The following is a 12,012-nucleotide window of genomic DNA, read 5'->3' on the forward strand; positions in this document are numbered from 1 at the left end:
ACGGCGGGCGCGGCTGGCCCGGACCCGCCACTGCCTGGGCGGTTCACCGCCCGGCAGGACGGGTAGGGCAACGCGGCAGGAACCGCGAGGAAGGGTGGAGGCCGAGCATGTGGAAGGTGACATTGATCGTGGGGGTCGGACTCGGGTACGTCCTGGGCGCGCGCGCCGGACGGCAGCGCTACGAGCAGATCGCCAAGACGGCCCGGCAGATCGCCCAGAACCCCCGGGTCCAGGACGTGGCCGGCAAGGCCAGGCACCAGGCGGGTGCGGTGGCCGGCAAGGCCGCGGGCGCCGTGGCCGACCGGGTCGGCGACCGACTGCCCGACGCACTCACCGACCGGGTCCCGTACCTGAACCGGCACCGCGCCGAGGACGACAGCTGGGGCACCGTCCGCCCGTAGCCCCGGGCAGGCCCGGTCAGCGGCCGGCCGCGCAGCGGTCCGGGGCGCGGGAAGCCGCGCGAGCAGCCTGAACCTCCCGGTCGGCCGGTCGCGCACTTCCCCGCGCCCCTCGGCGGCTGCCGGGCGGCGGAGCGCCGTACCGAGTGGGCAACACTTGGGTGGGCGGGCTCCGGGAGGGGGCCCGGCTGAGGCATGATCTCGACATGGCCATCGTCGCGGGGATCGACAGCTCCACCACTCGCACCAGGATCGTCGCGTGCGACGCCGAAACCGGCGCCGTCCTGCGGGACGGCCGGGCACCCCATCCGCTCCCGGAGGGCGCGGATGCCCGGACCACCGAGACCGATCCGCAGAACTGGCTGCACTCGCTCGGCGAGGCGGCCACCGGCGGGCTGCTGGAGGGCGTCCGGGCGATCGGCGTCTCGGCCCAGCAGCACGGCCTGATCGGCCTGGACGCCGGCGGTGTCCTGGTCCGCCCCGCGCTGCTGTGGAACGACCCCCGGTCGGCCGGCGCCGCCGCCGCGCTGATCGACGCGCTCGGCGGCCCCACCCCGTGGGTCGAGGCGATCGGCTCGGTCCCGCTGCCGACCTACACCGTCGCCAAGCTGCGCTGGCTGGCCGAGTTCGAACCGGCCTCGGCGAAGCGGATCGCCGAGGTGCTGCTTCCGCACGACTGGCTGGTCTGGCAGTTGCTCGGCCGCCACTCCAAGCGCCGCACCACCGACCGGGGCGACGCCTCCGGCACCGGCTACTGGTCGCCGCTCACCGGCGAGTACCGCCAGGACCTGGTCAAGCTCGCGCTCGGCCACGAACTGCGGGTACCCGAGGTGCTCGCCCCCGCCGAGCCCGCCGGGCACACCCCCGAGGGCCTGCTGATCTCCGCCGGCACCGGCGACAACATGGCCGCCGCACTCGGCCTCGGCCTGCTCCCCGGCGACGCCGTGGTCTCGCTCGGCGGCAACGGCACCATCTTCGCGGTGCACGACCAGGCCGTGATCGACACCTCCGGCGCCATCTCCTCGTACGCCGACGCCACCGGCCGCCACCTGCCGATGGTCGGCACCCTCAATGCCGCCCAGGTGCTGCGCTCGATGGCCGCCATGCTCGGCTGCGACCTGGCCGGGCTGAGCGAACTGGCCCTGCAGTCCTCGCCCGGCTCGTTCGGCCTGGTGCTGCTGCCGTACCTGGACGGCGAACGGACACCCAGGCTGCCGCACGCCGCAGGCACCCTGACCGGACTGCGCGCCGAGTCGATGGCCCCTCAGCACCTGGCCAGGGCCGCCGTCGAGGGCATGCTCTGCAATATCGCGGACGCCCTGGACGTGCTGCGCGCCAAGGGCGTCGCCGTCCGCCGGGTCTTCCTGCTCGGGACGGTCGGGCGGCTGCCCGCCGTACGGGAGATCGCGCCGATGGTCTTCGGCCTGCCCGTGGTGATACCGCCGGCCGGCGCCCACGCCGCGCGCGGAGCGGCCAGGCAGGCCGCCTGGGCGCTGGCCGGAACACCCGAGCCGCCGCAGTGGGAGCTGCCCGAGGCGACCGTCCACGCCCCCGACCAGGAGCACGACCTGGCGGTCGGGCGGGCGGTCCGCCAGCAGTACGGCACCGTCCGGGAGCAGATGCACCCCGAGACCAAGGCCGACTAGGGGGCCACCGGGGCCCGGCGTGTTGCGGGTGCTCCGCTGGTCGGCGGTGGCAGCGTGGGACATTCCGGCACTCCAGACGCTCTGGTGAAGGGATGTCTCCGCATGGCGCTGCACAAGGGGAACGGCGAGGATCGCCGACTGTCCGTCAGCCCGCTGTTCGGAACGGCCGATCCGCTCGGCTCGATGCAGCTGGCCCCGCCGCTGCACCGGCTGCCGGACGGTCCGATCCCCTCGTCCAGCGCGTACCAGCTCATCCACGACGAGCTGATGCTGGACGGCAACGCCAAGCTCAACCTGGCCACCTTCGTCACCACGTCGATGGACGAGCACGCGACCAGGCTGATGGCGGAGTGCCTCGACAAGAACATGATCGACAAGGACGAGTACCCGCAGACCGCCGAGCTGGAGCGGCGCTGCGTGGCCATGCTGGCCGACCTCTGGCACGCCCCCGATCCTGACCAGGCGATCGGCTGCTCCACCACCGGCTCCAGCGAGGCGTGCATGCTGGGCGGCCTCGCGCTCAAGCGCCGCTGGATGCAGCGCAATCGGGACCGGTACGCGGCGGGCGCCCGCCCCAACCTGGTGATGGGCGTCAATGTGCAGGTCTGCTGGGACAAGTTCTGCAACTTCTGGGAGGTGGAGCCTCGGCTGGTGCCGATGAGCGGCGAGCGGTTCCACCTCGACGCCGAGCAGGCGGTGGCCCGCTGCGACCGGGACACCATCGGCGTGGTCGGCATCCTCGGCTCGACCTTCGACGGCTCCTTCGAGCCGATCGCCGAGATCTGCGCCGCCCTGGACGAGTTGCAGCAGCGCACCGGGCTCGACGTGCCGGTGCACGTGGACGGCGCCTCCGGCGGGATGGTGGCACCCTTCCTCGACCCCGAACTGCTCTGGGACTTCCAGCTTCCCCGGGTCGCCTCGATCAACACGTCCGGCCACAAGTACGGCCTGGTGTACCCCGGGGTCGGCTGGGCGCTCTGGCGCGACCACGAGGCGCTGCCCGAGGAACTCGTCTTCAAGGTCAACTACTTGGGCGGCGACATGCCGACCTTCGCGCTCAACTTCTCCCGGCCCGGCGCCGAGGTGATCGCCCAGTACTACACCTTCCTGCGGCTCGGCCGAGCGGGCTTCCGGTCCGTCCAGCAGGCCTGCCGGGACGTCGCCGAGCACCTGTCCGCCGGGATCGAGCAGCTGGGCTGCTTCCGACTGCTCACCCGGGGGGACCAGTTGCCGGTCTTCGCCTTCACCACCACCGAGGACGTCCCGTTCGACGTCTTCGACGTCTCACGGCGACTGCGCGAACGCGGCTGGCTGGTCCCCGCGTACACCTTCCCCGAGGACCGGACCGACCTGTCCGTCCTGCGGGTGGTCTGCCGCAACGGCTTCTCGCACGACCTGGCCGACCTGCTGCTCACCGACCTGACCCGGCTGCTGCCCGAACTCAAGCTCCAGCCCGGCCCGTTGGCCGACCTCGGGATGCCGCAGCGGACCGGTTTCCACCACTGAGCCGATGACGCGCCGACCGGGACCGGCGCTCAGTCGAGATAGCCGCGCAGCTGGTCGGCGAAGGCGTGGCCGCGCAGCTTGGAGAGGGTCTTGGACTCGATCTGGCGGATCCGCTCACGGGTGACGCCGAAGAGGTTGCCGATCTCCTCCAGGGTGCGCGGCCGCCCGTCGTCCAGCCCGTAGCGGAGCTGGACCACCTGGCGCTCGCGCTCGCCCAGGGTGGCCAGCACCGCCTCCAGGTGCTCGCGCAGCAGCAGGAAGGAGGCGTTCTCCACCGGCGAGACGGCGTCCGCGTCCTCGATCAGGTCGCCGAGCGCGACGTCGTCCTCCTCGCCCACCGGGGTGTACAGCGAGACCGGCTCCTGCGCCAGCCGCAGCACCTCGCGCACCCTGGCCTCGGGGAGCTCCAGCACCGAGCCGACCTCGGCCGTGCTGGGCTCCGCGCCGCGCTCCTGCAGCAGCGCCCGCTGCACCCGCAGCACCCGGTTGATCAGCTCCACCACGTGCACCGGCACCCGGATCGTCCGCGCCTGGTCGGCGAGCGCCCGGCTCATCGACTGCCGGATCCACCAGGTCGCGTACGTCGAGAACTTGTAGCCGCGTGCGTAGTCGAACTTCTCGACGGCCCGGATCAGGCCGAGGTTGCCCTCCTGGATCAGGTCGAGCAGGGTCAGGCCCCGGCCGACGTACCGCTTGGCGACCGAGACCACCAGCCGGAGGTTGGCCTCGATCAGGCGCCGCTTGGCGAGCCGGCCCAGCAGCACCAGGTGGTCGAGCTCGTCGGTGCGGGTGTCCACGGCTCGCACGACGTCGGGCGCCGGTCTCGGCGGGCCGGTCGGGGGTGCGGAGGCGGCGCGGTGGTCCAGTGCCTCCTGAGCGAAGAGACCGGCCTCGACCTGGCGGGCCAGCTCCACCTCCTCGACGGCGGTGAGCAGCCGGATCCGGCCGATCTCCCGCAGGTACTGGCGGAGCAGGTCGGCGGCCGGTCCGGTGCCCTCGCCCGGGGCCGGGGCGAGGTCCTCGGCCCCGGAGGGCAGATCGGGGACGTCCGGCAGGTCCGGCGGGTCCGGTACGTCGGGCACGCCCGGGAGGTCCGGCGGATCGGGCAGGTGGGGGGTGTCCGGCAGCCCGGCGCGGGCCTCGGGGTCGGCGGTGTCGGGGCGGGCGTCCGGCGAGCCCTGCACGGGCACCCGGACTTCCTCGGTCGGCGGGGCGGCGTCCCGGCCGTGACGGATGCCGTCCTCGAACATGACGGCCTGACGCACAGTGGCAAGCTCCACGGGCATCCCTTCAAGGGCCGCGCGCGGCTCATGCGGAGAACCGCGCCACACGGACTGGGATACCCACCAGTGTGGGGTACGCCACACCCGGTGGCCGAGAGGCGGGCGGCGACTTTCTGCCCCCGTGTCGAGCCACCTGTGAGCACGGTGCAACCCTCAGGGTGCCCGGGTGCCCGGGGACGACCCGCACGGGCCGGGGCGGGCCGGGACGGGCCGACCAGGGGCGGTGCGGGCAGGGCCGGGGCTGCTCGACCGGACCGCCGAAGGGCCGCGCCCCGGCGGGCGCTACAGCCCCGCCGCGCCCTTGTTGCGGAGCTGCTGGGCGTACTGCTGGAGGGCCCACAGCTCGCCCTGGACCGGTCCGAGCTCCTCGGTGGTGGCCCGGTCGCCGAGGCGCCGCAGGTGGGCGCGGACCTCGCTGACCCGCCGGTCCACGGCCTGCAGCCGCAGCTTGACCAGGAACTCGCCCGCGTAGATGGCGTCCGGCGCCCGCCGGGTCCGCAGCGGCTCGACGGTCAACTCGGTGACCATGCCTCGGACTTGGTCGTCCGGACTGGCGTCGCGCACGACGGCGGTGAAGTCCTGGAGGCTCGCGCCGTAGGCCGCGCCGCCGGCCTGGCGGACGGCGCGGCGGACGGCGGTGTACGGCGGGGTCGGGAACTCGTCGTCGCCGTAGTTGTCGAAGGCCGGGCTGACCAGTTCGGGGTGCTGGAGGGCGAGTTTGAGCAGCTCGCGCTCGACGAACTGGGCGGGATCGCGGGGGTTCAGCCGGTGGACCGGGCGCGGCGGTTCGACGGGCTGCCGGCTGTCGGGGCGGCGCAGGCCCTGGCCGCGCGGCTGCTGCTGGTTCTCGCGCTGCCAGCGGGCCAGCTGGCCGACCCGCCTGACGACGAACTGCTCGTCCAGGATGCCCAGCATGCCGGCGAGCTGGACCGCGTACTCGTGCTGGATCGAGCGGTCCTTGATCTTCACGATGATCGAGGCCGTCTCCTCCAGCGCGGCGGCGCGGCCCTCGGCGGTGTCGACCCGGTGCCGGGCCACGGCGGAGCGGAGGGCGAACTCGAAGAGCGGGACGGGGTGTTCGATGAGTTCGCGGACGGCGTCGTCACCCTTGGCGAGGCGCAGTTCGCACGGGTCCATACCGTCGGGGGTGATGGCGATGGAGGTGCGGGCGGCGAACTTCTGGTCGTCCTCGAAGGCACGCAGGGCGGCCTTCTGCCCGGCCGCGTCGCCGTCGAAGGTGAAGACGGTCTCGCCGCGGTAGGTGGAGGTGTCCATCAGCAGCCGACGGATGATCTTGATGTGGTCCTCGCCGAAGGACGTACCGCAGGTGGCCACCGCCGTGGTGACGCCCGCGAGATGACAGGCCATCACATCCGTGTAGCCCTCGACCACCACGGCCCGGCCGCTCTTGGCGATCTCCTTCTTGGCCAGGTCGATCCCGTACAGCACCTGGGACTTCTTGTAGAGCGGGGTCTCGGGGGTGTTGAGGTACTTCGGACCGTTGTCGTCCTCGCGCAGGCGGCGGGCGCCGAAGCCGACCACCTCGCCGGCGGTGTCGCGGATCGGCCAGACCAGCCGGCCGCGGAAGCGGTCGATCAGGCCGCCGCGCTGCCCCTGCGAGGCCAGGCCGCCGACCAGGATCTCCTTGTCCGAGAAGCCCTTGCCGCGCAGGTAGCGGACCAGGTGCTCCCAGCCCGCCGGGGCGTAGCCGACGCCGAAGTGGGAGGCCGCGGCCTCGTCGAAGCCGCGCTCGGCCAGGAAGCGGCGGCCGATCTCGGCCTCCGGCGAGCCCAGTTGTTCCTGGAACCAGGCGGCGGCCACCTTGTGCGCCTCGACCAGCCGGGTGCGCTCGCCCTGCTGGTGCCGGGGACTGTAGCCGCCCTCCTCGTAGCGCAGGGTGATGCCCGCCTGGGCGGCCATCCGCTCGACCGCCTCGGCGAACGAGAAGTGCTCGATCTTCATCAGGAAGGAGATCGTGTCGCCGCTCTCGCCGCAGCCGAAGCAGTGGAAGACGCCCTTGCCCGGGTGGACGTAGAAGGAGGCCGACTTCTCGTCGTGGAACGGGCAGACGCCCTTGAGCTGCGCACCGCCACCGTTGGCGAGCTGAACGTAGTCGCCGACGACCGCGTCGATGGGCAGCGCGTTGCGCACCGCCTGCACATCCTCGTCCCTGATCCTGCCTGCCACCCCGGAAGTCTACGGCCCCGGAGGCTCGAACCGGCTTTCGTTATTTCCCTGCCACCAGGCGCGCGTGCAGGGCGAGGGCGGAGGCGTCGGTGAGGGTGGCGATCTGGTCGATCACGGCTCGCAGCGCAGCGCGGTCGTCGTCGGCGTTCTCGTAGAGCGCGGCGAAGACCGGGTCGAGACCGTGCGGGGCAGCGCCGATCAGGCAGTCGGCCAGCTCCGCGATCACGATCCGCTGGCGGGAGCGCAGCTGGGCCTGCTCGTCCCGCTGCATCACGTACCGGACGGCGACCGCCTTCAGCACCGCGCACTCCAGCTTCACCTCGCGCGGGACCACCAGCTCGGCGGCGTACCGGGTGAGCGGCCCTGGGCCGTACCGCGCGCGGGTGGCCTGCTCGGCGGCCAGGCAGAACCGGCCGATCAGCTGGCTGGTGAGGTCCTTCAGACCGGCGCGGGCACGGGCCGAGCCGTCGTACCCGCGCGGCCACCACTCCTGCCCCTGGAGCCGGTCGAGCGCCTCGGCGAGCTCCTCGGCACCCGCGTCCCCGGCGTACCGGTCGGCGATCTTGAACAGCTCGGTGCGCTCCTCGGCGGAGCGCAGTGCGGCCGGGTCGATGTGGCCGGCCTGCAGACCGTCCTCGACGTCGTGGGTGGAGTACGCGACGTCGTCGGACCAGTCCATCACGGTGGCCTCGAAGCACTTGCGGTCGGCGGGTGCGCCGCTGCGCAGCCAGCGGAAGACCGGCAGGTCGTCGGCGTAGACGCCGTACTTGGTGGAGCCCGGGTCGGTGGGGTGGCCGCCGCGGGCCCACGGGTACTTGGTGGCGGCGTCGAGCGCGGCGCGGGAGAGGTTGAGACCGACGCTGCGCCCCGGCCAGGGGGCGAGCCGGGCGGGCGGCTCGCCCTCCGGCGCGAAGCGCTTGGGCTCCAGGCGGGTGAGGATGCGCAGCGACTGCGCGTTCCCCTCGAAGCCGCCGCAGGCGGCGGCGGCCTGGTCGAGCGCCTCCTCGCCGGTGTGGCCGAACGGCGGGTGGCCCAGGTCGTGCGCCAGGCAGCCGGTCTCCACCAGGTCGGGGTCGCAGCCGAGCGAGGCGCCGAGTTCGCGGCCGACCTGGGCGCATTCGAGCGAGTGGGTCAGCCGGGTGCGCGGGAAGTCGCTGCGCATCGGGGCGACCACCTGGGTCGTGCCCGCGAGGCGGCGCAGCGCGGCGGAGTGCAGGACGCGGGCGCGGTCGCGCTGGAAGGCCGTGCGGCCGGGCCGCTTGTCGGGTTCGGGCACCCAGCGGGCTTCGGCGGACGGGTCGTACCCCCACGCGCCGTGGCGGGGTGGGACGGGGCGCGACGGGGCGCGGAGCGGCGCGACGGGTTGCGGCGCGTCCGGGCGGGACGCGCCGGGCTGAGACGGATCGTTCGGAACGGAGCGGTGCGCGGTGTCGTCCATATGCGTGTCACCGTACGCCGCCGGACCGACATTCCTCTGCCCCGCCGCGCGTCCGCCCGCTCCACCGTCGACGCCGCTGTCGACGCCGGGGCACGTTGCAGAGGTTTTCCCGAAGGCCCTGGTACAGGAGTTGTTCGAGGTCATCGACCGGCCGCCCGACCGTCGGCAGCGCCGTCCTCGACACGGCACGCCGGCTGGCGGGCGGCTCGCGACCGGGCTGGGTCTGCGGCCCGCGATGTGGTTGCTCACGGCGCGGGTGCCGCCGGCGGCGCTGATCCTCTGGTACTCGCCGGTGCGCCGCCACCGCGACCTGCCCACCGAACCGATGACCGCGCCGGACGCCAGCGCCTTGGGGGCCACGGCCGTCGCGGCGGCGCGGGCCTGAGCCCGCCCTCAATGTGGCACCGAGGGGCGCGTCGGCGGCCCTCCCGGAGCCGCCAGGGCGGCCCTGACCCGGCGGGCGGACCTACGCGGCGAGCGGCAGCGGGTGCGTGAGGGCGGACGCGTAGCGGGCCAGGATCAGCCGGGCCATCGCCGGGTGGGCACCGAGCGGTTCTGCGGCGAGCCACGCCCCCGGTGCGGCACAGGCCTGCCGGGCGAAGTCGCCGGGCGCGGTGAAGTAACTTGCGACGGCGACCCGTTGGTACCCCTCGGCGGCCAGCGCCGCCACCGTCCCGGCCACGCCGGACCCGCAGGTCAGACCGCCCGGCCGCACCGGCGCCCCGAGCCTGGCCGCCAGCAGCCGGGCCTGGCGCTCCGCGTCCACCGCCGCGTCGGGATCGCGCGACCCCGCCGTGGCCAGCACCACCGCAGACCCCTCCTCGGCCCGCCACCCGGCCTCCGCCAGCCGCTCGTGCAGGACCTCCGCCAGCACCGGATCCGGCCCGAGTGCGCCCGTCACCACCCCGTCCACCTGCGGCGCGGCCGCCAGCGCGGCGGGGATGTCCACCTTGACGTGGTACCCCCGGCCGAGCAGCAGCGGCACCAGTACGACCGGACCGCTCAGCTGCTCCAGCACCTGGGCGAGGAGCGGTTCGCTCAGCCCCAGACAGCCGAGTCGGACGTCCAGTCCCGGCCGGGCCGCGCGCACCAGTCCGGCCAGCCGCCGCACCTCGGCGAGCGCCGCCGGGTCCCGCGACCCGTGCGCCACCAGCACCAGCACCGGCCCCGGCGTCTCCACACCCATACTCATGGCGCCAGCCTGCGGGACTCCTGTTTCCCGGTGGTTGCCCCGCGGTCACAGGCGGTTTCCCCGGCCTCACCGGCCACGGACCCGGACTGTGACCGCCGGCCTCCCGAGTGCGGGGCCCCGGCGCAGCACTGTCGCTGCCGGGAGTGCGGGGCAGCCGGTTCGAAGGCCGGGGGTCGAGGTCTCACAGGCCACGCCGGTGCGGCGTGAGCCCGGCGTGCGGGGGCCGTAACGTCCGGGCCGTGCCGGGGAAACAGCCGCGGGGCAGCTTGGGCGGTATGAGTGAGAGTGCCGTTGAGACCCACTGTCCGTACTGTGCGCTGCAGTGCGGGATGGGGCTGCGCCGGGTGGCGGGGGCCGAGCCGGTCGAGGTGGTGGAACGGGCGGGGTTCCCGGTCAATCTGGGGGCGTTGTGCGGCAAGGGGGCCACGGCGGCCGCCGTGCTGCGTCCCGGAGTCCGGCTGACGTCGCCGCTGGTGCGCTCCGCCGGCGGGGAGCTGCGGCAGGCGAGTTGGGCCCAGGCGCTGGACCGGATCGGCGACGCGCTCACGAGCACGGCGCGGACGCACGGCCGGGACGCGGTCGGGGTGTTCGGCGGGGGCGGGCTGACCAACGAGAAGGCCTACCTGCTGGGAAAGTTCGCCCGCGTCGTGCTCGGGACCTCGACGATCGACTACAACGGCCGGTTCTGCATGTCCTCGGCCGCCGCGGCCGGCACCCGCGCCTTCGGCGTCGACCGGGGCCTGCCGTTCCCGCTGGCGGACGTTCCCCGGGCCGGCTGCGTGGTCCTGGTCGGCGGGAACCCGGCGGAGACCATGCCGCCCTTCGTCCGCTATCTGCGCGAACTGCGGGAGAACGGCGGCCGGTTGATCGTGGTCGACCCGCGCCGGACCCGGACCGCCGAGTCGGCCGACCTGTATCTGGCACCGCGCCCCGGTACCGATCTCGCCCTGGCCCTGGGCCTGCTGCACCTGGTGGTCGCCGACGGCCGCACGGACAAGCGGTTCATCGCCGAACGCACCACCGGCTGGGAGGAGACCCGGGCGGCGGCGATGGCGCACTGGCCCGAGCACGTCGAGGCGGTCACGGGGGTACCGCTTCCGCAGCTCCGCCGAGCCGCAGCGCTCTTCTGCGACGCGACCTCGGCGATGGTGCTCACCGCACGCGGCCCCGAGCAGCACGCCAAGGGCACCGACACCGTCAGCGCCTGGATCAACCTCTGCCTCGCCACCGGCAACGCCGGCCGCCCGTACGCCGGTTACGGCTGCCTGACCGGCCAGGGCAACGGTCAGGGCGGCCGCGAGCACGGCCAGAAGGCCGACCAGCTGCCCGGCTACCGGAAGCTGGACGACCCGGCGGCGCGCGCCCATGTCGCGGCCGTCTGGGGTGTGGACCCGGCGGCCCTGCCCGGCCCGGGACGCAGCGCGTACGAGCTGCTGGACGCGCTCGGACAGGAGGTGCACTCGCTGCTGGTGATGGGCTCCAACCCGGCGGTCTCGGCGCCTCGTTCGGCACGCGTCGCGGACCGGCTGCGCGCCCTGGACTTCCTGGCGGTCTGCGACGTGGTGCTCTCCGAGACGGCCGCCCTGGCGGACGTGGTGCTGCCGGTCACCCAGTGGGCCGAGGAGACCGGCACCCTGACCAACCTGGAGGGCCGGGTCATCCTGCGCCGCAAGGCGGTCGACCCGCCGGAGGGGGTCCGCAGCGACCTGGAGGTGCTGCACCGGCTGGCCCGGCGGCTCGGCCACCCGGACGGCTTCCCGAGCGACCCCGAGGAGGTCTTCGCCGAGCTGCGCCGGGCCTCGGCCGGCGGCACCGCCGACTACGCGGGCATCAGCTACCGGCGGATCGCCGCCGAGGACGGAGTGTTCTGGCCCTGCCCGTCGCCCGGACACCCCGGCACGCCACGGCTGTTCCTGGAGCGCTTCGGCACCGAGGACGGCCGGGCCAGATTCACCCCGGTGCAGCACCGCCCGGCGGCGGAGGAGCCGGACGCCGAGTTCCCGCTGCGGCTGACCACCGGGCGCGTGCTGTCGCAGTACCAGTCGGGGGCGCAGACCCGCAGGGTTCCGGCGCTCAACTCGGCTGCGCCGGGCCCGTACGTGGAGCTGCACCCGCAGCTGGCCGAGCGCCTGGGCGTACGGGAGGGGGAGCCGGTCGCGGTGGTGAGCCGACGCGGGCGGACGGTCAGCCCGGCGCGGGTGAGCGGCGCGATCCGCCCGGACACCGTCTTCATGCCGTTCCACTGGCCGGGTGAGCGCGGCGCCAACGCGCACACCAACCCGGCGCTCGACCCGGTCTCCCGGATGCCGGAGTTCAAGGTGTGCGCGGTGCGGCTGGAACGCGCCTGAGCGCCTCCCCCGGC

The 12,012-nt window shown here is 74.1% G+C and carries 9 protein-coding genes; 5 read left to right on the forward strand and 4 right to left on the reverse strand.

From position 1 onward, the window contains the following. The first annotated feature begins 116 nt into the window (after window positions 1–116). From UK12_RS22975 to UK12_RS22985, 3 genes are all read left to right on the forward strand, one after another. Window positions 117–401, forward strand: a complete 285-nt coding sequence (locus UK12_RS22975; protein WP_197085103.1) for a YtxH domain-containing protein — start codon at window positions 117–119, stop codon at window positions 399–401. A gap of 203 nt (window positions 402–604) precedes the next feature. Further along, window positions 605–2,044, forward strand: a complete 1,440-nt coding sequence (locus UK12_RS22980; RefSeq protein ID WP_045304998.1) for an FGGY family carbohydrate kinase — start codon at window positions 605–607, stop codon at window positions 2,042–2,044. Window positions 2,045–2,146: 102 nt separating this feature from the next. Then, complete coding sequence (locus UK12_RS22985) at window positions 2,147–3,550, forward strand: glutamate decarboxylase (protein ID WP_045304999.1); 1,404 nt, start codon at window positions 2,147–2,149, stop codon at window positions 3,548–3,550. A 29-nt stretch (window positions 3,551–3,579) separates the two neighbouring features. Here the strand turns inward: UK12_RS22985 and UK12_RS22990 are convergent, their stop codons facing one another. From UK12_RS22990 to UK12_RS23000, 3 genes are all read right to left on the reverse strand, one after another. Then, the gene (locus UK12_RS22990; protein WP_231591345.1) at window positions 3,580–4,830 is read right to left on the reverse strand and encodes an RNA polymerase sigma factor; all 1,251 of its coding nucleotides are present in this window, start codon (window positions 4,828–4,830) and stop codon (window positions 3,580–3,582) included. 285 nt (window positions 4,831–5,115) lie between these two features. After that, the gene (gene dnaG, locus UK12_RS22995) at window positions 5,116–7,020 is read right to left on the reverse strand and encodes a DNA primase (RefSeq protein ID WP_045305000.1); all 1,905 of its coding nucleotides are present in this window, start codon (window positions 7,018–7,020) and stop codon (window positions 5,116–5,118) included. A gap of 40 nt (window positions 7,021–7,060) precedes the next feature. Further along, window positions 7,061–8,458 (reverse strand): deoxyguanosinetriphosphate triphosphohydrolase, encoded by a 1,398-nt coding sequence (locus UK12_RS23000; protein ID WP_197085104.1) that lies wholly within the window; start codon window positions 8,456–8,458, stop codon window positions 7,061–7,063. 4 nt (window positions 8,459–8,462) lie between these two features. On the opposite strand from UK12_RS23000, the gene UK12_RS23005 reads away from it, so the two are divergent. Then, window positions 8,463–8,843, forward strand: coding sequence for a hypothetical protein (locus UK12_RS23005; protein WP_197085105.1), 381 nt, complete (start codon window positions 8,463–8,465; stop codon window positions 8,841–8,843). A gap of 81 nt (window positions 8,844–8,924) precedes the next feature. On the opposite strand, the gene UK12_RS23010 is transcribed toward UK12_RS23005, so the two are convergent. After that, window positions 8,925–9,650: a sirohydrochlorin chelatase gene (locus tag UK12_RS23010; protein WP_045305002.1), complete on the reverse strand. Its 726-nt coding sequence runs from the start codon at window positions 9,648–9,650 to the stop codon at window positions 8,925–8,927. 275 nt (window positions 9,651–9,925) lie between these two features. Here UK12_RS23010 and UK12_RS23015 point away from each other — a divergent pair, with 275 nt between their 5' ends. After that, the gene (locus UK12_RS23015; RefSeq protein WP_045305003.1) at window positions 9,926–11,998 is read left to right on the forward strand and encodes a molybdopterin oxidoreductase family protein; all 2,073 of its coding nucleotides are present in this window, start codon (window positions 9,926–9,928) and stop codon (window positions 11,996–11,998) included. The last annotated feature ends 14 nt before the right edge of the window (window positions 11,999–12,012 follow it).

Source organism: Saccharothrix sp. ST-888 (assembly GCF_000955975.1).
Lineage (GTDB): Bacteria > Actinomycetota > Actinomycetes > Streptomycetales > Streptomycetaceae > Kitasatospora.